The organism is Serratia sp. 3ACOL1, assembly GCF_003668775.1.
In the GTDB taxonomy this organism is placed as follows: Bacteria; Pseudomonadota; Gammaproteobacteria; order Enterobacterales; family Enterobacteriaceae; genus Chania; species Chania fonticola.
On sequence record NZ_CP033055.1, the window covers coordinates 432526 to 453012 of the forward strand.

The window sequence follows — 20487 nt, forward strand, 5'->3', positions numbered from 1 at the left end:
CTCTCTGGTTGGTTCTATCTCTGTTTTCAGGGAGCGGGGTGATAATTTATGCTTTGCAACAGCAATATGAAGAGCAATCAGTTACCTATCGTATTTTATATCGTGAGGTGACGGTTAAATTATCCCAGCTTGAGACGGTGCTTTCCTTACTGTCGGTGTCCAGCGATCCCGCCATCGTCCAGCAAAAATTCCCGCAGATTGTGGCTTGGAAACGTATGCCACAGGCACAGCCAATCCCGACTTTAACGCCAACGGGAGAGGGAACTTACTGGCTGGCACACCAACATTTTGCGTTGTTGATCGATCCTGCGCTGCTATTTGCGGACATTCCCCAGCGTCATGATTTCCGGCAGATCGGCCTGAGCTGGCACAACAAACCTTTATTTGAGCAGGGGGATCATGCTCAACCAGCCTATTGGCAATGGGACAAGGGGATCAGCAGTGTCACTCAGCCTTTTGCATTATCCGCCCGAAACGACCCTGATTGGGCGCGTTTGCCTTGGTTGCTGTTATTGCTGCTGCCGGTTTTCTGGGCTGCTGTCATCTATTTTATCGACCAATACCGTATTCAAAAACGCCAACGCAATATTGCCGTTTTGCGTGAACACTTCTCGCAATTGACGCGGCTTAACGCCATGGGGGAAATCACGGCCAGTATGGTTCACGAACTCAACCAGCCGCTGACTGCGGTGTTAAGTTATAACCAGGCCGCCCTGCGCCTGTTAGACCAACAGCAGCAGGATAAAGCCGTGCCGTTGCTTGATGCGGCAGTGATACAAATCAAACGCATCAGCACGTTGCTGCTGCAATTTCGGCAAAAGTTGGCGCATGAGCAGGTAGTATTGCAAGAGGTCAATCTGCATAAGGTCTGGTTGCGCGTCACTATGCTGCTGGAAGATGAGATCAATAAGGGCAAGGTCAGGATCGTTAACCGGATGCCCGATGCGTTACCTCCTCTGCGAGCCGATCCTCTCTGGGTTGAACAAATCTTCCATAACATAGTGACCAACGCCATTCAGGCACAACAGCCCAATCAGCCGGAGCCAGGTTGGGTGGCAATCGATGCTGAATACTCGAAGCAAGGGATCCAACTGATGATTACCGATGGTGGGCCAGGGCTTTCTGAACCCGCATTACAACAGGTCTTTATTCCCTTCTTCACGACTCGCCAAGAGGGATTGGGGCTGGGCATGGCGCTGACGGAAACTCTGGTTCAGCGCCTGAACGGCACTATTACGGTGGAAAATATGGCCGATCAGGGGGCGCGTTTTACCCTGTGGTTTCCCTTTAACACTCAGGAGGAGTGATGGAACAGTTTATTTATCTGATTGATGACGATCGGGCCATCCGTAGTTCGCTAACTTCACTATTGGCAACCATGGGCTGGCAAACGCTGGCTTATGAAAATAGTCTGGATTTTCAACAGCGGATGGGGGAACCACAGGCGCTGTGCGGTTGCTTGCTGCTGGATATTCGTATGCCGGGCAAAAGCGGCATCACGCTACTGGAAGAGTGGCAACAACAGGGGCTGGATATCCCCGTTATCATCATGACCGGCCACGGAAATATTGATTTATGTCGGCGGGCCTTCAAAAACGGGGCTTTTGAATTCTTGACCAAGCCCATTGATGCCGATCTGTTGATCGAAACTGTCGCTGGAGCATTGGAACATCAGCGAATGTTGCAACAACAGCGGCAAGCCACCGCCGAGTTGCAAGAGAGGCTCAATGCGCTGTCAGCGCGGGAACTGGAGGTCACTGGGCTGATTATGCAAGGGAAATCCAGTAAGGAAATTGCTCAGGAGCTGGAGCTTTCACCGCGCACGGTAGAGGCCCATCGCGCCAATTTATTTGCCAAACTGGCGATCAACTCGTCGGTGAAGTTAATGAAAGTCTATGGTGAGCTGTTTTCTTCAACAAGAGTTAAGTAAAAATACCTAGAGCCTTAGGTATTCAACCGAATTGCGACACTTTTGCGCGTTGGTTATTTTAGCTGAACCTTCATTGTTCTTCATAAATAACCTTTCAAGCGAGGATCGCATGAATATTAAACCTCTGGTACTGCTGGTTTCCCTCTCCGTTGTTTCCGGTAATGTTTTAGCCGATGATTATTTAGAGGGATACTATGGGGCGATAAAACTATTGCACGCCAGACAGTCGGCAGAAGATATGGATACCAGTAGCCGCCCAGGCGTGGGTGATTTTGTCAGCGGTGACGAAAAGCATAATTTCTATAACGGGGCTATCGCCGCAGGCTATCAATTTGGCAATGGCTGGCGCAGTGAGGCGGAGTATGTGTTCAAAAAGAAAAGCGAATACACCAGCGGCTCAACCACCTTTGCCAGCAGCTACAATCACCACAAAGTGGACGCTCAGCGCCTGATGCTCAATGCCTATCGTGACTACGCGCTAGGGTATGACTTCTCGGTTTATGGCACGGTTGGCCTGGGTATCGCTAAAGTGAAATCCGACGGCTGGCAGGGGAATACCTCGCGCCAATACGCGGCAAGCACGCAAAATAATCTGGCTTACTCTATTGGCGCAGGGATCAGCTATGCGGCTATGGAGCGGCTCAATCTTGATTTGGGCTACCGCTACGTGGATATGGGCAAGATTGAAAGTGGTTACAATAACTTTACCAATGCCCGTGGGTTAAAAGATGAGCAAATGAAAGCGCGCCTGGTTTCCAGTGAGTTTGCCTTAGGTGTGCGTTACCTGTTCTAACCTTATCATTGATACCGGGCCGTGAGTTTTGCCATCGCGGCCTGTACCTGCTGAACAATCCGTCCGGAAGTTATTCCCCCTGATAGATCGGAAAAACCATCACTCATGCTGCTGTCATGACAGTCACCTCGGTTTTTTGCGGTGAGATAAGTGATAATAGCCGCCGTGCGATGCAGATTAATCATTCTGCCATGCCCTGGCGGCGTGGCGTAGTAGAGGAGTAACCGATGTATCAGGATTTTGACAGTGAGTTGAAGTGGGCCATGCGCCATATGCCACGTACCCGCGCGGCAGTGGTGGCGTTACCGGATCTGCACGGCGTGCGCCTGGCGTGTAACATGCACCTGGATCTGAAAATGGCCCCGCTGGTAGCCGGGCTGTTGGATAAGGGCGCTGCCATTTATCTCACCACCTGTAACCCGACGACGGTACAGGATGACGTAGTGGCCTGGCTGGAGCGTCATGGTGCTCAAGCGCACGCCTGGCGTGATATGAGCGATGCCGACTGGTCTGAATCTTTCGACCGAGCGCTGGCCTGGGAGCCGACTCACCTGTGTGAGATGGGAGCCGATCTGACCACTCGCCTGCATCAATCTGCCAATGGCCCGCAGATCAAGGCTGGGCTGGAAGCGACCGGTTCAGGCATCAGCCGTTTGGGGGGCATCGCGCCACGTTACCCGATCTTTAACTGGGATGACCTGCCGGTAAAAGAAGGGCTGCATAATCGCCACATGGTTGGGCTGACCGCCTGGCATACTTTCTTCCAGACCACCCATCTGACGCTGCATGAAAAATGTGTGGTGGTGATTGGTTATGGGCTGGTGGGCCAGGGCGTAGCCGCTTCTGCCAAGGCTTATGGCGGGCAAGTTATCGTGGCGGAAATCGATCCGGCCCGGGCTTTGCAAGCGCGCTACGATGGTTGGGCGGTAGTCGATTTAGCCACTGCCGTAGAGCAGGCCGATGTAATTGCCACGGCCACCGGAGCCAAAAACGTGCTGTCTGCACGGCACCTGGAGCGGGCCAAGGATGGGGTGTTTATCCTCAACGTTGGGCATGTGGCGGAAGAGATCGACGTCGGTTTCCTGCAGGCCCTGCCGCACAGCGAGCCAATGCCATTTGTGAATGCTTACCAACTGGCAGACAAAACGCTGTATCTGCTGGCCAACGGGTCGATGTTCAACCTGACGGCAGGCTACGGCGACAGCCTGAATGCCTTCGATGTGACCCTGGCCGTGATGGCCGCCGGTATCGGGCATATCGTGGGGGCCGGTGAGCAGCATGCTGCCGGATTGTACCTGTTGCCGCAATCTGCCTGGCAGCCAGCGCTGTAACTTTTACCTTGCGGGCGTACAACCCAGTACGCTCGCGGGTTGCATAAATTTTGCGCCGATAGATTTTGTCACAAATCGCTACTCACAATCACAGTGCAATTCTATACCCCTCACTTATAATTCAACGCAGTCGGTTCTCTCCTCCGTTACAGAGTAATACATGTGAAAATCCGTGTTTTGGTTCTAACCCTGCTCGCGTTGCAAGCCGGTACTGGACTGGTGCCGAGTGCATTAGCCAGCAATAAAACCGCCGCAGTGCAGGCCTCCCAGCCTGAGTTGGCTTCTGGCAGTGCCATGGTGCTGGATATGCAAACGCATCGGGTGATTTATTCACGTAACCCCGATGAAGTGGTGCCTATCGCCTCGATCACCAAGCTGATGACGGCGATGGTGACGTTGGATGCCCGCCTGCCGCTGGATGAAATGCTGTCGGTCGATATCAGCCAGACGCCAGAAATGAAAGGGGTCTACTCCCGGGTGCGTTTGAACAGCGAAATCAGCCGCAAGGATATGTTGCTGTTGGCGCTGATGTCGTCGGAAAACCGGGCCGCGGCCAGCTTGGCGCATCATTATCCAGGGGGCTATAACGCCTTTATCAAGGCAATGAATGCCAAGGCGAAAGCGCTAGGCATGACCAATACGCATTACGTTGAACCGACCGGGCTATCGATTCATAATGTGTCCACTGCGCGTGACCTGACCAAGCTGATGTTGGCGACCAAGCAGTACCCGCTGATCGGCCAGTTGAGCACCACTACCGAACGGATGGCGACCTTCAAGGATCCCAACTATACGCTGCCGTTTCGCAATACCAACCATCTGGTCTACAACCAGAAATGGAATATCCAGCTGACCAAAACCGGCTTTACCAATCAGGCCGGGCATTGCCTGGCGATGCGTACCGTGATCGGCAACCGCTCCGTTTCGCTGGTGGTGTTGGACGCCTTTGGCAAATATACCCATTTTGCGGACGCTAGCCGCCTGCGTACCTGGATTGAAACCGGCAAAGTAACGCCGATCCCGGCGGCGGCACGGGATTATCGCCGCCAGAAAGATGCCGCCCTGGCGAAGAACGACACGGAATAAAACGTGACTTATTAGCCTGCCGCCTGTCGCGGCAGGCTATCACTTTCCCCTTCTGCAAAATTCACGACTTAAGCCCGCAGCTACAGTAAAATCATTAAGATTTTCCCTCTTCATGTTTTCAACCCGCTATGCTAAACCGGTATGGCTATCCCACCCTTTGATAAGGAAAGTGCATTTTGGCAGGCAGTAGCTTATTAACCCTGATCGACGACATCGCTTCGTTACTGGATGATGTTTCACTGATGACGAAAATGGCGGCCAAAAAGACCGCCGGGGTACTGGGAGACGATCTGGCGCTCAATGCCCAACAGGTCAGCGGTGTTAAGGCCGATCGTGAAATCCCCGTGGTGTGGAAGGTGGCCAAGGGATCGTTTATCAACAAGGCGATCCTGGTACCGCTGGCATTGCTGATCAGCGCTTTTGCCCCTTGGGCGATTACACCGCTGCTGATGGTCGGTGGGGCTTACCTTTGCTATGAAGGGTTTGAAAAGGTTTACCACAGCCTGACGCACCGCAAGGGCGCAGAGGCAGAAGAGAAAGCGGAACTGGATACCAGTGAGGACGTTGCGGTCTATGAACAGCGCAAAATCAAAGGCGCCATTCGTACCGACTTTGTACTCTCCGCCGAGATTATTGCCATCACGCTGGGGACCGTAGCCGGAGCCACCTTTAGCCAGCAGGTGATTGTGCTGTGTGGCATCGCCATTGTGATGACGGTTGGGGTATACGGCATCGTGGCAGGCATCGTCAAGCTGGACGATCTGGGATTCTACCTGGCCCGTAAGCGTAGCGCGCTGGCGCAATCGATAGGGCGCGGTATCGTCAGTGCGGCACCTTATCTGATGAAAACGCTGTCGGTGGTGGGGACCCTGGCTATGTTTATGGTGGGCGGCGGGATTTTGACCCACGGGTTACCGCCTGTGCATCATCTGTTCACCGACTGGGCGAGTTATTCTATGGTGGTACCTGGCGTAGGTGCGATCCTGGGGGGCCTCACCCCTACGCTGCTGAATGCAGTGTTTGGTCTGATCGCCGGTGGCGTTGTGATGCTGGTGGTCTCTGGGATTAGTTCGGTGCGGGCTCGTTTTAAGGCTTGATGCCGCGGATTAATGACCAACCCCGAAATGTGTTTTTTCGGGGGTTGGTAGTGAACTCAGAAAAGTTGGGGCTTTTTTAACGTTGGAGCTGTCGGCAACAGGGCGTTTTGCCGGCAGGTTTAGCATTCGCTGTAAAGTTGCGGATTGTGGGGCTCAGGGAAGTTTTTCCCTTTGGTGATTTTCCCATCACGCAACTCAAACTCTCCGGTCAATAATTTCTGGTTCACAACCATCTGCATCATCAGGCGCTGACGGGCCAATATTTTGTTAACCACAGGTTTTTCAGCAAGTAATGACATAACCCCCTCCCATCTACGCACAGTCCGTTATAAGCATGCCAGCCAGTTGGCAATCGACAGAGTCTGGTATGACTTTGGGCCCTTTGCGGGTTCCGTAACCCTAGCAGGCTATTATAGATGACGACCAGATCAACTTTGCGTTCACTGTGAACATCAGGCGCTGCATAGAACAAATATCCACCAGGTTTGCAAACACTATAATGAAGTCTCACCAGCTTGGCAACGTTGAACAAGACCCTGGATCCGTTTTCACCCGGCAACGGCACGTGTCTAAATTGGCCGTATTCTTCAGGTACGCTCAGAGCGTCGAAAAAGATTTCTACCATACCATTGGGCGGAAAAGGTATGTCAGGCATGTTGATACCGTAGCCTTTGGCTCGAGCCTCTGTCGCTGTGGCTATTTTGTTGAACACCACAAGAAATAGCTTGCCTCCAACTTCAAATGTACCAGTGACGTAGGGCTTTCCGTAGTCTCGGTTGATTTCCAAAGGATACGGAAGAGTTAGGTGATGAATTGAGGCCATCCTGTGCTCTCTTTAACGTAGCAATGAAGGCATTCAACACGATTTTTAGCGGTTTTTGACAACAATATTAGAGAGTTGGGAAGCGGCTCGAAAATAATCTGAGCTCATTGATATGCTTACATCACTGCAGAGCAATGCAGGGCGCATTGATGCGCCCAATGGTGGTGAGAACTAGAAGATCAGTTTGAACACACCGGTAATGGTCAGTAGGCCAACAATAAAGATAATCGCAATAATCCACAGAAAAATTTTCATCCGTCTCTCCCGACTGTTTATGTTTAGTGAATGCGTGAATGCACGCTGAGATCGCTAAGCCACGACAGAATTAACTATAGATGAAAATCAGCAGCTTGCCCGGAAAGGGCCTAAGGCAGCGTATGGCTGCCGCCATTCAGTGGCCGCTGCATAATGTGGGTATCCAGCCAACCGCCAAATTTAAACCCGACGCCGCTTAGGGTGCCGATACTGGTGAAGCCTAGCTTGCGGTGCAGGGCAAGGGAGCCTGCATTGCCGGCAGCATCGCCAATCGTTGCCAACATTTGCCGCCACGGGCCGTGTTCACAGCGGGCAATCAATGCGCCGAGTAATGTCTTGCCAATACCTTGCCCTTGCAGGCCTTCGGCGACATAGACCGAATTCTCGATGGTGTAGCGATAAGCCGGTCGTGGCCGATACGGTGTGGCATAACAATAGCCCACGACGCGGTCTTGCATTTTCGCCACCAGCCATGGCAACCCAGCAGCCAAGACGTTGTGGCGGCGCTGTTGCATCTCTTCCAACGTTGGGGGCGTTTCTTCGAACGAGGCTGGCCCGTAAAGCACATGATGAGCATAAATTTGTTGAATGGCCGCCATATCCTCAGTGCTGGCATCAGAGACGCTTAGCGTTGCCAGCGGTGGGGTTGCAAGTGACATAGTGCTCCCTTTTATGATGATAAATCAGAGTACCAAGGCATTATGCACCGCGCCTGGCGACAAGATAAATTGGCTTTTTGTCTGGTGGGGATAAGAAAAAATGATGGCATTTTCATGCGGAGAAATCTGTTAAGTGAAGTAAGGTATGTTATTGCGTTAGGTGTTACCCCTCACCCTAGCCCTCTCCCACAGGGAGAGGGGACAGAACGTGCCACAAATCTGTTTCCGTGCCTAACTTCGGCTTCCTATTAGCGAACGGCAACTTACGTGCTATAGATTAACGTCCGCATCTGACTCAAATCATGCCTTGTTAGGTGAAGTCATAGACCATCTCCCACACCTGACGACGACCCTGCTCTAGCTCCCTCTCCCTGTGGGAGAGGGTTGGGGTGAGGGCACACAGGTTACCCCCGCATCAGTTGCGTGACGCACTGGCGCAGATAGTCCAACAGCGCAGGGGTGAGCCAGGTACCCTCGGTCAAGGTCGGCTCTTGCTCCATCGCCTGGCGGATCTTCATTTGGGTGGCTGGATTGTCACTGGCATAGGACTGGAACAGCTCCAGCCAAAGGGCCGCCAACTGTTTAGCCTGTGTCGATGCAGGTGCAACCTCCTGCTGCATCGCTTGCTGGAATTGGGCAATGAGCGCTGGCCATTCCTGAATGCGATCAAAATAGTGAGCGCGGACATAGGCATATTCGGTATCAGACAGGTATTTTTGATAGATCGCCAGCTTGGTTTCGGAAAAGGCCCGGGTGATGTAATCGGTCATGGCCGGTGTGATCCCCGTTTGTGCGCGCATCGAAGGCTCATCGGCGTGCATGGCGTTGAGACGGGTCAGAAATGCCGGATTGCCTGCGGTATCACGCTCCAGCGTGCACATCCAGCGGCGCGCAATAGCCTGAGCACGCGGATCTTCGGCACTTGCCCCATCATTCATCAGCTCTTGAACCGTACTCACCATCTCCTGCCATTCCCGATTACGCGCTTCGTCGGCCTGATAGAACGGCAACTGCGCCAGTTCGTCGGCGGTAAAGTATTTATCGTACATGGTCATCATCTCCAACGTGATCAGCCAATCATTCAGTTCGGGTTCACTGCCTTGGGTCAATTGGGCGTGCATATGCTGTAAGCGACTGCGCAGCGTGGTTATCTGTGTCAGTTGCCGATCGAGCATGGCAATTTGCTGTTCAATAACCGCTGGTAACGCCAGCCCCGAGTGCGCCAGAATCGAGTCGATTTCTGCCAGTGCAACTCCCATTCGCCGCAAGGCTTGAATATGGTGCAGGCGAGTAATATCTTCCCGATTGTAGAGGCGATACCCGGCATCGGAACGTGCGGAGGGAACCAGCAGCCCAATGCTGTGGTAATAATGTAAGGTTCTTATGGTGATGCCCGAACGGCGGGCCAGTTCGCCGACTTTCAGTAACATGCTGGTTATCTCCCTGGTGTGAGCTGAGATACTACAGCCTGACGTTACGTGAGGGTCAAGCAGGGATATGGGGGAATTTTTGTGACGCGTTGCAGGCACCAACAACCGGCACCTGCAACAAGATCGCGGGGAAGTTACCAGCCTTTGACGGCACCGCCGTTGAAGATCTTCTCTGCCGCTTTGGCGACTTCATCGGACTCGTAGGCTTTCACGAAGTTCTGCACGTTTTGCGCATCTTTATTATCTTCGCGCGCCACCACGATATTGGTGTACGGCGAATCTTTATCCTCGATAAAAATTCCGTCTTTGGTCGGCGTCAGGCCAATCTGGTTGATGTAGGTGGTGCTGATCACTGCCACCGCGACTTTAGGATCGTCCAATACCTGGGGCAGTTGCGCACCTTCCAGTTCCATAATCTGGTAGTTGTGCGGGTTGGCACTGATATCCAGCGAGGTTGGCAGTAGGCCTTTGCCCTGCTTGAGTTCGATCAGCCCAACCTTTTTCAACAGCAACAGGGCGCGGCCCAGGTTGGTGGGATCGTTCGGGATAGCAATTACCGCGCCGTCCTGCAACTCTGACAGCGATTTGATCTTTTTCGAATAGCCAGCCATGGGGAACACAAAGGTATTGCCTACCACCACCAGTTTGTAGCCGTGATCTTTATTTTGCTGTTCCAGGAAGGGGCGGTGCTGGAATACGTTGGCATCCAGTTCGCCTTTGTCGGTGGCATCATTGGGCAGCAACGAACCGCTAAAGCCAATCAGCTCCACGTCCAGGCCATATTTCTCTTTGGCCACCCGCTTGGCGACTTCTGCTACGTCCTGCTCGGCGCCGTTAATGACGCCAACCTTGATATGGTTTTGATCGACCTTCTGATCGCACCCTTGTAATAACAACGTTGCTGCTAATGCTGCGGCCAAGGCGGTGCAGCGCCAAACAATTGCCATGAGTGACTCCCTGTAAAAACAATAAGATCGGTCAGTGTTGTGCCAACAGCTAAACCTATGGCCGTAGCCAAGTCAAATCCTGGTTAAGCACAATTTCTTATAGCTCATAACGCGGCGATCAGCGCGGCCGTAACACCACGATGCCCGGCGTATTCAGCACATAGCTGGCAAACGCCGAGTCCATCACTTTGTGGTTTTCCGGGCGTGAGGAAGCATGGCGCAGCACCGGCCCATTTTGGGTCATGATAAAGAAGCCGGTATGGGTAACGTCCAGCCCTGCCAGCTTGGTATAGATGCCGATATAGTCGCCGGTCTGTAATTGGCTAATCACCTGCTCATCAATAAATTCGCTGGGGATATAGGTCACGCTGCGCTCGGTGACCGCGATGCCGGGCAGATAGAGTTCGCCATCCGCTTTGCGGTTGAGCTGTTTGACCACGGTGACGGCATGCGGGCTGAGTTGTGCGGTGACGTCGTCGGCAAGGATCTGGCGGGTGTGCGCCCAGTCGGTGAAGAAATGCTTGCGCTGCTGGAAACTGACGTCACCATTGATATAGCGCGTCTGAATCACATTTTCGACGAATTCGTTTTCGCTGGTGGCGGTTCTGAGCGCCTGCACGTAATCCAGATAGGTAAAGCAATCCACCCCACGGAAATCGATCACCAATTGTTCCGCAGTGGTGGCGGAACCGATCAGCCGGTTGGCTACGTAAGGGGTTTCCAGGAAAGTCTGTGAGAGCAGCTCGATGGCCCGCCCTTTATCAATATCCGGCACCGCCGCATGCAGAGCCAGCGCTGCCTGCAGTTTGTTTACTGTATAATCGTCCATTACTATCGCCATTGTCAGAGGTTTCACCTGTTGCGGTAGTGATTCTACCGGGATTTTGGCCGGTTGTTTACCGCTGCAACCCATCAGCGTCGTACACAATATTATCAGGGCCAAGCCACGCATCACTCTCTCCCAAGCGATCATTGGTTTGGCCAGTATGGCGTGCGCAAGGTAAACCCAGCGTCACCCAAAAAGCGGTAAATCAATAGCCCACTTCATTATTGAACGGCAGATACCAGAACAGCGCGATCTCATGATCGGCAATGTCCGGTTGGCCACGATAGAGTAAATGATCGATGCCACCGAGCACAAAGCCATAACGCTGATAGCAGTTGCAGGCAGTCAGATTATTGTTTTGGGTTTCCAGCATCAGCCCGGCGGTGTCCTGCTCCCGTGCCCAATGACGTGCGGCATCCAATAGCGCCGTGGCTATGCCTTGGCGGCGAGCGTGGCGGCTAACGGCAATCTCCTCGATCAGCGTATAGTCGTTCCAGTTTTTGCTGAGTGTGATATGCCCTACGGCTTCCCCTTGGTAACGAGCGAGGAAGGTCTCCCCATCGTCATTGAGGAACGGGGCCAGCGGGTAGACTTTATTGAAAGGAGCCACCGGCTGGGTCGGCCACAGCTCGACCGGCTTATCAAAACAGGGCTGGGCGTAACAGGAGACGGCAAAGGAAAAATCACCGTATTCCAGGTAACCGAAGGGGAGTTCGCTGATGATTTCGATGCCGATCGCCTGATGCAATTATTCCAGCTCCCTTAGCAGCCTGGCGGGGTTGCCCGCATAAATGCCTTTGCGGGTGATGCTCTTGCTGACTACTGCACCAGCACCAATCACCACGTCATCGCAGATTTCCACGGCCAGTATGGTGGCGCCAGAACCTACAGAAACCCGGTTGCCGAGCCGAGTGTGCCCCCAGCTTGCCGGGTCGGCATTTGGGGTGCCCCCTTTGAACAGATCGTTGGCAAACATCACGCCGTGGCCAATAAAGCAATCTTCGCCCAAGGTCACGTATTCACAGATAAAGCTATGCGACTGGATCTTGCTGCGCGCGCCCACGCAGACGTTCTTCTGGATCTCGACAAACGGGCCGACAAACACGTCGTCCCCCAACTGGCAGCCATACAGGTTGCTGGGCTCGATCACCATCACGTTCTGCCCGGCCTGCACGTTATTAATCCCGCTTTGGCGGGTGCGGATCTTGGTTGTCATGGTCTCCCTCCATCAAGTAACGCAACATATTGATTATAGTGCAGAGTAACCCACAGGCCGCTGACAGCGTACGTTTTTTCAACCAAAGACTATAATTGATACAGGGCAGAGAGCCTGATAGCCGCAACCCTTGCGCGGTGTCTGAACCGCCAGTGGTGTGTTTTCCGTTCGCCGATCGCGGTTGGCGGCGAAATGAGGAGGTGTCTCATGGTCAATCATGTCTGGGGTCTGCTGGCCCATCCCAACGTCGAGTTGAAACAGATCAAAAGCGAGAATGAATCTGTCTCGCACCTGTATACCCACCACGTGCTGCTAATGGCGTTAATACCGGTGGTCAGCGCGTTTATCGGTACCACGCAGTTGGGCTGGCTCTCTGGTCAAGGGCAGGCAATCCGCCTGGATATGTTCACCGCTTTCTACACCGCCGTGGCGTTTTATCTGTTGATGCTGGCTGGCGTGGCGATCATGGGCAAGGTGATCCACTGGATGGCGCGGCGTTATGAGTCACGGCCAAGCCTGCATCTGTGTATGGTCTTTGCGGGTTATGTGGCGACTCCGATGTTCCTCAGCGGATTAGTGGCGCTGTACCCGGTGGTTTGGCTGTGCCTGTTCGTCGGGATTATCGGCCTGGCTTATTCGGGCTATCTGCTGTATCTCGGCATTCCGCATTTCCTGAATATCGATCGTAAAGAAGGGTTTATCTTCTCCAGCTCGACATTGGCTATGGGCATTCTGTTGCTTGAGCTGCTACTTGGGCTGACAGTACTGCTGTGGGGGTACGGTTCCTGGTTATTCTGAAGTTAGCGTGATTGTTGCCCCTCATACCCTGTGGTATGGGGGGCTTTTGTTTAAAGGAGCTGAACTCGCCCATCTGGATTTGTTGTTCCCGCTTGCTTATTATCAACTTATTAAATGATACCGACTGGAATAATTGATGGCGACAATGAAAGAGGTGGCGCAGCGAGCCGGGGTTTCCGCTGCGACGGTCTCTCGGGTGATTAACAATACCGCCTATGTTGAGCCGGTTACCCGCGAGCGTGTCGAAAAAGCGATGCGCGAGTTCAATTACCACCGCAACGCGGCGGCGCTGGCGTTAGCCAAACGCAGTGGCAACATGCTGGGATTGCTGACCGGCAATCTGGCCGATCCCTTTTTCTCGCGCCTAGCGCGTGGGGTGGAAGAGGTGACCCGCAAAGAAGGGGCCAAGCTGATGGTGTGCAGCGGTGGGCACCAGGCGGAGCGCGAAAAGGCCGGGTTGGATTTTCTGATTAATCAGGGCTGTGAGGCGATTGTCGCCCACGTCACCCGCATGAGCGATGCCGATGTACTGCGCTATGCTGCTCATACCCCCGGTTTAGTGATTATCAATCGCTACTTTCCTGCCATTGCGAACCGTTGCGTGTGGTTGGATAACGTCAGTGCGGCTCAGGCCTCGACCGAATATTTGCTGCAACAGGGGCATCGGCGCATTGCCTGTGTGACCGCCGATTTACCCATCGACGATCGCAAGCAGCGTTTACAGGGCTATCGCAATGCGATGGCACAGGCGGGGATCGACGTTCCGGGGGAATGGGTGATCAGCGTGTCCTTTGATGAAGAGGGGGGAGAATTGGCCGCAGAGCAGATACTTTCCAGCCGTCATCACTTTACGGCCGCAGTGACGTTTAATGACGTGATGGCCGCCGGCATGATGCGAGCCTTGCACCAGAGGCAAATCCCCTTGCCGGAGCAACTGTCGATTATCGGCTTTGATGATGTGGTGCTGGCGCGTTATCTCTATCCGGCGTTAAGCACTCTGCATTATCCCATCGAGCGTATGGCCAAACGGGCAGCCAAGCTGGCGCTGTTGAGTCAGCAACAGCAAGGGTTACCGCCGCAAAATAACATGTTTAGCGCTGAACTGGTGCTGCGTGACTCGGTCACTCGCTGGCAGGAATAGCTTGTCCAGAGGTTGTTCTGAGATCTACATCGCAAAGTTACCCGCCATGAAAGCGGTTACATGGCTTGAGGCGCTAGCTCACACCCCGGTAAATCAGGATTCACTACGCTAGCGGCACATCAATAACAACTCGGGGTGACCTATGGATGGTAAAAAAACGCTCAACCTTTGGCTGGCTTTGCTGCCAATCGTTGCCATGCTGACGCTGTTGATCGTCGGCTATGGGGTATGGGAATTACGTATTGAACCGCTGTTACTGCTTTCAGCGGCCGTTGCTGCCGGGCTGGCACTGTGGCAGGGCTATAGCTGGGATGACATTATCAACTCGATCGTCAGCAAACTGGCGAAGGCCATGCCGGTGATCATGATCCTGATCTGCGTCGGCGGTCTGATTGGCACCTGGATGATCAGCGGCACTATTCCTTACATGGTGTACTGGGGGCTGAAAGTGATCAGTCCGCAATATATTCTGATCGCAGCCTTCTTCCTCACCAGCGTGATTTCCGTCTGTACCGGCACCTCATGGGGGTCTGCGGGTACCGTCGGTGTAGCACTGATGGGCGTTGCCGCGGGGCTGGATGTGCCGTTGGCGGCGGCGGCGGGCGCGGTGGTTTCCGGTGCCTATTTCGGCGATAAAATCTCTCCACTGTCGGATTCGACCAACTTTGCCGCTATCGTGGCCGAAACCGATCTCTATGCGCATATCAAACACCTGATGTACACCACACTGCCCAGCTTTGTGCTGGCAGCCACCGTTTACCTGATCGCCGGTCATAGCAGCGTGGTGGGAACGGTTGCTACGCCACAGCGGGTCACTGACATCATTATTGGGTTGGAAAGCCTATACCATTTCAACCTGTTGCTGATCCTGCCACCGGTGCTGGTGCTGTGGGGAGCGGTGACCAAACGGCCGGTGATCCCGGTCATGCTGGCGGCCTGTGTGCTAGCGATCGGCCTCGCCGTGGTGATGCAGGGCTTTAGCCTGAAACAGGGTCTGAACGCGCTGATGGACGGCTTTAACCTATCGATGTTTGCTGAACGCGGGCATGACATCAGCGGCGTGATCGCCGATGTTCCGCGCTTGCTTAACCGGGGTGGCATGTTCTCAATGATGAGCACCATCCTGCTGGTACTGTGTGCCTTCTCGTTTGCTGGTGCACTGACCTTGACCGGTGCGCTGACGGTGATTATCAACCGGTTGCTGAAAGTAGTGCATACCACGGGCCAACTGATTGCCGCCACGGTCGGGACTACCATCCTGGTCACCGGAGCGACCAGCGATGGCAAGCTGGCGCTGCTCATTCCGGCAGAGCTGTATAAGGACGCCTATCGCCGCATGGGCTTGGACAACACCAACCTGTCGCGCACCATCGAAGATGCCGGTACGGTGATTGAACCCCTCATTCCCTGGACGGCGGCCGGTGTTTACATGGCGACAACGTTGGGAGTTAACACGCTGGATCTGCTGCCTTGGGCGGTGCAGTGTTACGCGGCGGTTTTCTTCGCTTTGATTTACGGTTTTACCGGTTTTGGCATCGCCAGAGTGACGCCAGAGGCTCAACAACAGGAGATGCCAAATGAAACAGCCTGATTTCAACCAGGTAGTCGATCGCCACCATACCAGCTCGGTAAAATGGGATTTCATGGGGCATTATCTGCAATTGCATGAAACCGACCTGTTGCCGATGTGGGTATCAGACTTTGACTTTCCTTGCCCGCCTGCAGTGCAGCAGGCGCTGCATACGCGTGTCGATCATGGCGTATTTGGCTATAGCGAACGCGATGAGGATTACTACCGGGCTGCGATTGAGTGGTTTGCCCAACGCCACCAACTTCTGCTGGAACGGCAATGGTTTACCTCGATCGAAGGGGTTGTGCCGGGGATTGCGCTGCTGATCCAGATGCTCAGCCAACCCGGTGAGGGTGTCGTGGTGCAGGGGCCTTATTATGGCTCCTTTAAGAAGGTGATCACCCTCAATGGTCGGCGGGTACTAGAGAACCCACTGCAGGAGCGGGAAGGGGAGTATCGCTTTGACTTTACCCAGTTGGCCGAGCTGTTGCAGCGGGAGAAGCCGCCGTTGCTGGTGTTGTGCAATCCGCATAACCCAACCGGCCGCTGCTGGAACCGGCAGGAGCTGACGCAATTGCTGACGCTATGCCAGCAACACGGGGTGACGGTGATCTCTGATGAGATCTGGGCGGATTTGATCCTGCCAGATGAGCACTTTACCTCAGTGTTACACCTGGGGCCGCAGTGGCACGATAGGGTGATTGTGGCCACCTCTGCCAGTAAAACCTTTGGGTTGTCGTCGCTACGCATCTCCAATTTCCTGATCCCGAATACGGCGCTGCGTGAGCAATTTGTCGAACGGCTCAATGCGCACGGGCTAGACGTTTTCAACGCGCTTGCCATGACGGCGGCGACGGCGGCTTACCAGCAGGGCGGCCCGTGGCTTGATGCCTTGTTGGCTTATTTGGCCGAGAACCGGCGCTGGTTTGCACAGGCGCTGGAGCAGGCGGCTCCCTTGTGCCGGATGATGTCAGCACAAGGCACTTATCTGGCCTGGCTGGATTGCCGTGCGTTGGGGTTGGATGATGAAGCTTTGCAGCTAGCCATGCGCCAACAGGCCAAGATTGCGCCTTCGATGGGCTGCGGATTTGGCGAGCAGGGGCAGGGTTTTATCCGCATCAATCTCGGCTGCCCGCGCGCCTATCTTGAAATGGCCGTCGCTGGTTTAGCCAAACTAACCGATTGAGTTTATAGTGGGCGCAGCATGCAGCGCCCCTACGGTTAACCCACTCGCCATGTTGTAGGGGCGCAGCATGCTGCGCCCGCTTTTAGCTATGGCTAACCACCACCAGTTTCTGGTTCACAAACTCCTTAATCCCCAGATCTGACAGTTCACGGCCAAAGCCGGAACGTTTCACACCACCAAACGGCAGCTCAGGTGCGGTATCGGTCAAGGAGTTGATATACACCATGCCGGTTTCAATGCGTGAGGCCAGCTTTTTGGCTCGTTCAATATCAGTACTGAAGATGGCCCCGCCTAGCCCGTAGTGGGAGTCATTGGCCAGTTTGACGATCTCCTCGTCATCGCTCACCACATAGACCTGCGCCACCGGGCCGAAGAACTCGGTGAAATAGGCCGGATTATCGCGGCTGATATGCGTGAGGATGGTGGGTTCAAAGAAGTTGCCTTCGTGCTGTAACGCCTTGCCGCCCAGGTGTAGTTTGGCTCCTTGTTTCACCGCGTCATTGACCTGCTCGATCAGCCCTTCCAGGGCCGACTTGGAGGATAGCGGCCCTAAAGTGGTGGTTTCATCCAGCGGATCGCCCATTTTCACATTTTTGAAATGCTCGGTGAGCTGTTGCAGGAAGGCCTTCGCCACTTTCTCCTGCACGATAAAACGCTTGGCGGCGGTACAGACCTGCCCGGCATTGTTGAGCCGTGCCTCTGCACCCACTTTGACAGCCTTCTCAAGATCGCAATCGTCGAGCACGACGAAAACGTCGTTACCCCCCAGTTCCAGCGTGGCCTTTTTCAGCTTCTTGGCCGCCTGAGCTGCCACGATGCTGCCTGCTTTTTCAGAACCGGTCAGCGCCACACCTTGCACCCGATCGTCGGCGATGATGCTGGCCACCTGATCCTGGGAAATATACAGGTTGGTATAGGCCCCTTTGGGCGCTCCAGCCTCATGCACCAGCTTCTCGAACGCTTCGGCGCAGTGCGGCACGATGCTGGCATGCTTGACCACTACCGGGTTACCGGCCGCCAGGTTAGGGGCGAGTACGCGCATCAGTTGGTAGAAAGGAAAGTTCCAAGGCTCGACCGCCATCAACACCCCGATGGGATGATGCTCGACCCAGGCCTCACCCAGGCTGGACTCATAGCTTACCGGGGCCAGGAATTTTTGCGCATTATTGGCGTAGTAACGGGCTATCTGGGCACACAGTTTTACTTCGCCACGGCTTTGCTCGATCAGCTTACCCATCTCAACGCTGGCAATGTTCGCCAGTTCCTCTACCCGGCTCTCCATCAGATCGGCCAGCTTATGCAACACGGGTAAGCGCTGGATGATTTCACCCTTGGACCAGTCGGAGTGATACAGCGCATCGGCTTGGGCCAGCGCCAGCTCCACCTGATCGTCGTTATGCGGGGTATATTCTTTAATCAGCTGATTGTTAAAGGGGTTTACTGTCTGGTATGGCATGAAGTGCTCCTTTCGTCGCTCATGTTGACGCCTGACAGACGCCTTATTCAGAACATTAAGTCTAGACGACAGGGCTGCGAAGGAGGTGCATAAAGGGCGATCGTGCGCCAGTGCCCCGCATGCAGAGGCTTAATACGAGTTGTGCTGAGATGAGCCTTTGCTCCCAAAAGGGCAAGCTCTACCAGCTCCCTCTCCCTGTGGGAGAGGGTTGGGGTGAGGGGGGTAGAATAAAATGTTACTGAATGTTATTACCCCAGTGTTTTTGCTTGCTGGTTTTGCCAATGCCGGGATTAAAACTGTTGGTGGGATCGGCATCCTGATAGAACGCCTGCAAATCCGGCTTGGCATGATACAGATGGCCGACATTGTGCTCGGCCGGATACTCCGCACCACGCTGATTGAGGATCGCCAACATCTGTTCTTTCAGCGCATGGCTGTCCGCGCCTTTTTTCACCACATAATCCTGGTGGAACACGTGGCACATAAAGTGGCCGTAATACAGCTTGTGCACCAACTGGTTGTCGATCTCCGGCGGCAGGGTTTCAAACCACTCGGTATCGTTGCGGCGCAGGGCGATATCCAGCGCCAGAATGTCCTCGACCTGATCGGCATGTACCGCGTGATAGCGCACGGCGGCGCCTGCTGCGGCAAAGCGGTGCAGAAACGCTTTCTTGCCTTCTTCAGGCGTACAGACGAAAAAGTCACCTTCGGCCTGGGCAAAGTAGCTTTTCAGATACTGTTCGGCCTCTGCCACACCCGGCCCGGCCATTTTCAGCAGCAGGTGGTGTTCAAAGCGTTGGCGATATTCTTTCATGCGCGGCGGCAGATGGTTAGGGGCCAGCTTGCTCAACTTCTGCATCAGGTTATCGGTGAGGTTGTGCGGTATCAGTGGCAGTTTGTTCAGTGTGGCATCCACCCGGCCCTTTAGGGTGAAGAAGCGCGGGATTTGGTCGGTGCCCAGCTTGTCGATCATCATAAAGGTGTCTTTGCCATACACCTCGGCGATATCGAAAATATCGCGGTGCATATATTCCCCGGCCACCGGCAGATTTTCAAACTGGCTCAGCATGTGGCGGCGCAGCTCGGTCAATACTGCGGTGTCGTTGGTGCCGATATAGAACACCTGCTCTTTATCTTCTTTGGCAAAGGTGTCCAGACGTACCGCAAACACCGCCAGCTTACCGGCACAGCCGGAAGCCTCGAACAGGCGGCGTTTATCGGCGTTAAAGCGGGACGGGGTATCGGCATCGACATCGCGCACCCGGCTGGCGTATTCGTTGTCCGAAGCGCGCAGCTCGCCATGTTCAACATCGGTTGGTCGGTAATCGCCCTTTTCCAACCGCGTAAGGATCTCTTCCGGCGTATCGCCCAGGTTAATCCCCAGATGATTGACCAACCGTAACTGACCATCGGCGTCCAGCTTGGCGTACAGCGCCATTTCGGTATAGGCCGGGCCGCGTTTGACCAGCGCCCCCCCGGAGTTGTTGCATATGCCACCGATCACCGAAGCACCAATGCACGAAGAGCCGATCACCGAATGTGGTTCACGGCCATAAGGTTTCAACAGCCTTTCCAGCTTATTGAGCGTGCTGCCGGGGAAGCCGACTACCTGCTTGCCGTTATCCAACACCTGAATATGATCGAGCCGCAGGGTACTGACAATGACAATCTCACGGTCATAATCCTGGCCGCTGGGGGTAGAGCCTTCGGTCAAGCCGGTGTTGGCTGCCTGCATAATGACAATCTTATCGGCGGCGACGCAGGCTTGCAGGATCTGCCACAGTTGCAGCAGACGGGTAGGGAACACTACGGCCAATGCCTTGCCACCGCCGGAGCGGAAACCTTTGCGATAACGTTCAGTGCTACGCTCGCCGGTCAGCACTTGCGCGTTGCCAACGATATTCTTCAACTGAGTGATAAATGCCTGCGTCATGCCCATCTCC

The 20487-nt window shown here is 54.3% G+C and carries 19 protein-coding genes; 10 read left to right on the forward strand and 9 right to left on the reverse strand.

Features of this window, described 5'->3' with window-relative positions; translation table 11 throughout:
* Positions 1 to 38: 38 nt before the first annotated feature.
* The 6 genes from D9980_RS02130 (at position 39) to D9980_RS02155 (ending at position 6237) form a co-directional block, all read left to right on the forward strand.
* Positions 39 to 1307: a sensor histidine kinase gene (locus tag D9980_RS02130; protein WP_238393677.1), complete on the forward strand. Its 1269-nt coding sequence runs from the start codon at positions 39 to 41 to the stop codon at positions 1305 to 1307.
* Complete coding sequence (locus tag D9980_RS02135; protein WP_121606247.1) at positions 1307 to 1930, forward strand: response regulator transcription factor; 624 nt, start codon at positions 1307 to 1309, stop codon at positions 1928 to 1930. Before D9980_RS02130 ends, D9980_RS02135 begins: the two co-directional genes overlap by 1 nt.
* Positions 1931 to 2039: 109 nt before the next feature.
* On the forward strand, positions 2040 to 2723 hold the full coding sequence (locus D9980_RS02140) for an outer membrane protein (protein WP_024485774.1): 684 nt from the start codon (positions 2040 to 2042) through the stop codon (positions 2721 to 2723).
* 227 nt (positions 2724 to 2950) lie between these two features.
* Positions 2951 to 4054, forward strand: a complete 1104-nt coding sequence (locus tag D9980_RS02145; RefSeq protein WP_121606248.1) for an adenosylhomocysteinase — start codon at positions 2951 to 2953, stop codon at positions 4052 to 4054.
* A 156-nt stretch (positions 4055 to 4210) separates the two neighbouring features.
* Positions 4211 to 5140: a D-alanyl-D-alanine endopeptidase gene (pbpG, locus tag D9980_RS02150; RefSeq protein ID WP_121606249.1), complete on the forward strand. Its 930-nt coding sequence runs from the start codon at positions 4211 to 4213 to the stop codon at positions 5138 to 5140.
* Positions 5141 to 5316: 176 nt separating this feature from the next.
* Complete coding sequence (locus tag D9980_RS02155; protein WP_121606250.1) at positions 5317 to 6237, forward strand: DUF808 domain-containing protein; 921 nt, start codon at positions 5317 to 5319, stop codon at positions 6235 to 6237.
* Between the two features lie 119 nt (positions 6238 to 6356).
* Here the strand turns inward: D9980_RS02155 and D9980_RS02160 are convergent, their stop codons facing one another.
* From D9980_RS02160 to D9980_RS02190, 7 genes are all read right to left on the reverse strand, one after another.
* Entirely contained in the window at positions 6357 to 6536 is a 180-nt protein-coding gene (locus tag D9980_RS02160; protein ID WP_121606251.1) for a hypothetical protein, read from the reverse strand.
* Between the two features lie 889 nt (positions 6537 to 7425).
* Positions 7426 to 7974, reverse strand: a complete 549-nt coding sequence (locus D9980_RS02165; protein ID WP_121606252.1) for a GNAT family N-acetyltransferase — start codon at positions 7972 to 7974, stop codon at positions 7426 to 7428.
* 404 nt (positions 7975 to 8378) lie between these two features.
* Entirely contained in the window at positions 8379 to 9404 is a 1026-nt protein-coding gene (locus D9980_RS02170) for a MerR family transcriptional regulator (protein WP_121606253.1), read from the reverse strand.
* A 134-nt stretch (positions 9405 to 9538) separates the two neighbouring features.
* Positions 9539 to 10351 carry a MetQ/NlpA family lipoprotein gene (locus D9980_RS02175; RefSeq protein ID WP_121606254.1) on the reverse strand — a complete coding sequence of 271 codons (813 nt, stop codon included), beginning with the start codon at positions 10349 to 10351 and terminating at the stop codon, positions 9539 to 9541.
* A gap of 118 nt (positions 10352 to 10469) precedes the next feature.
* On the reverse strand, positions 10470 to 11303 hold the full coding sequence (locus tag D9980_RS02180; protein WP_121606255.1) for a DUF1460 domain-containing protein: 834 nt from the start codon (positions 11301 to 11303) through the stop codon (positions 10470 to 10472).
* A 79-nt stretch (positions 11304 to 11382) separates the two neighbouring features.
* Complete coding sequence (locus D9980_RS02185) at positions 11383 to 11925, reverse strand: GNAT family N-acetyltransferase (protein ID WP_121606256.1); 543 nt, start codon at positions 11923 to 11925, stop codon at positions 11383 to 11385.
* Positions 11926 to 12393 (reverse strand): acyltransferase, encoded by a 468-nt coding sequence (locus D9980_RS02190; RefSeq protein WP_024485763.1) that lies wholly within the window; start codon positions 12391 to 12393, stop codon positions 11926 to 11928.
* 207 nt (positions 12394 to 12600) lie between these two features.
* Between D9980_RS02190 and D9980_RS02195 the strand changes: the two genes are divergently transcribed.
* From D9980_RS02195 to D9980_RS02210, 4 genes are all read left to right on the forward strand, one after another.
* On the forward strand, positions 12601 to 13191 hold the full coding sequence (locus D9980_RS02195) for a Yip1 family protein (RefSeq protein WP_121606257.1): 591 nt from the start codon (positions 12601 to 12603) through the stop codon (positions 13189 to 13191).
* A gap of 136 nt (positions 13192 to 13327) precedes the next feature.
* Positions 13328 to 14332 carry a LacI family DNA-binding transcriptional regulator gene (locus D9980_RS02200; protein WP_121606258.1) on the forward strand — a complete coding sequence of 335 codons (1005 nt, stop codon included), beginning with the start codon at positions 13328 to 13330 and terminating at the stop codon, positions 14330 to 14332.
* A gap of 142 nt (positions 14333 to 14474) precedes the next feature.
* A complete protein-coding gene (nhaC, locus tag D9980_RS02205) occupies positions 14475 to 15923 on the forward strand; it encodes a Na+/H+ antiporter NhaC (protein WP_121606259.1) in 1449 nt (482 codons plus the stop codon).
* A complete protein-coding gene (locus D9980_RS02210) occupies positions 15910 to 17088 on the forward strand; it encodes a MalY/PatB family protein (RefSeq protein WP_121606260.1) in 1179 nt (392 codons plus the stop codon). The genes nhaC and D9980_RS02210 overlap by 14 nt, the downstream gene beginning before the upstream one ends.
* A gap of 82 nt (positions 17089 to 17170) precedes the next feature.
* Here D9980_RS02210 and D9980_RS02215 read toward each other — a convergent pair whose 3' ends face one another.
* Complete coding sequence (locus D9980_RS02215) at positions 17171 to 18544, reverse strand: NAD-dependent succinate-semialdehyde dehydrogenase (protein ID WP_121606261.1); 1374 nt, start codon at positions 18542 to 18544, stop codon at positions 17171 to 17173.
* Between the two features lie 235 nt (positions 18545 to 18779).
* Complete coding sequence (gene dld / locus D9980_RS02220; RefSeq protein WP_121608929.1) at positions 18780 to 20477, reverse strand: D-lactate dehydrogenase; 1698 nt, start codon at positions 20475 to 20477, stop codon at positions 18780 to 18782.
* Between the last annotated feature and the right edge of the window lie 10 nt (positions 20478 to 20487).

Excerpts from the sequence above, each read along its gene's own strand:
- D9980_RS02135 (WP_121606247.1), top strand. The coding sequence starts at position 1,307 with ATGGAACAGTTTATTTATCTGATTGATGACGATCGGGCCATCCGTAGT.
- D9980_RS02140 (WP_024485774.1), top strand. The coding sequence starts at position 2,040 with ATGAATATTAAACCTCTGGTACTGCTGGTTTCCCTCTCCGTTGTTTCC.
- D9980_RS02145 (WP_121606248.1), top strand. The coding sequence starts at position 2,951 with ATGTATCAGGATTTTGACAGTGAGTTGAAGTGGGCCATGCGCCATATG.
- D9980_RS02160 (WP_121606251.1), bottom strand. The coding sequence starts at position 6,536 with ATGTCATTACTTGCTGAAAAACCTGTGGTTAACAAAATATTGGCCCGT.
- D9980_RS02165 (WP_121606252.1), bottom strand. The coding sequence starts at position 7,974 with ATGTCACTTGCAACCCCACCGCTGGCAACGCTAAGCGTCTCTGATGCC.
- D9980_RS02170 (WP_121606253.1), bottom strand. The coding sequence starts at position 9,404 with ATGTTACTGAAAGTCGGCGAACTGGCCCGCCGTTCGGGCATCACCATA.
- D9980_RS02175 (WP_121606254.1), bottom strand. The coding sequence starts at position 10,351 with ATGGCAATTGTTTGGCGCTGCACCGCCTTGGCCGCAGCATTAGCAGCA.
- D9980_RS02180 (WP_121606255.1), bottom strand. The coding sequence starts at position 11,303 with ATGCGTGGCTTGGCCCTGATAATATTGTGTACGACGCTGATGGGTTGC.
- D9980_RS02190 (WP_024485763.1), bottom strand. The coding sequence starts at position 12,393 with ATGACAACCAAGATCCGCACCCGCCAAAGCGGGATTAATAACGTGCAG.
- D9980_RS02195 (WP_121606257.1), top strand. The coding sequence starts at position 12,601 with ATGGTCAATCATGTCTGGGGTCTGCTGGCCCATCCCAACGTCGAGTTG.
- D9980_RS02200 (WP_121606258.1), top strand. The coding sequence starts at position 13,328 with ATGGCGACAATGAAAGAGGTGGCGCAGCGAGCCGGGGTTTCCGCTGCG.
- nhaC (WP_121606259.1), top strand. The coding sequence starts at position 14,475 with ATGGATGGTAAAAAAACGCTCAACCTTTGGCTGGCTTTGCTGCCAATC.
- D9980_RS02210 (WP_121606260.1), top strand. The coding sequence starts at position 15,910 with ATGAAACAGCCTGATTTCAACCAGGTAGTCGATCGCCACCATACCAGC.
- D9980_RS02215 (WP_121606261.1), bottom strand. The coding sequence starts at position 18,544 with ATGCCATACCAGACAGTAAACCCCTTTAACAATCAGCTGATTAAAGAA.
- dld (WP_121608929.1), bottom strand. The coding sequence starts at position 20,477 with ATGACGCAGGCATTTATCACTCAGTTGAAGAATATCGTTGGCAACGCG.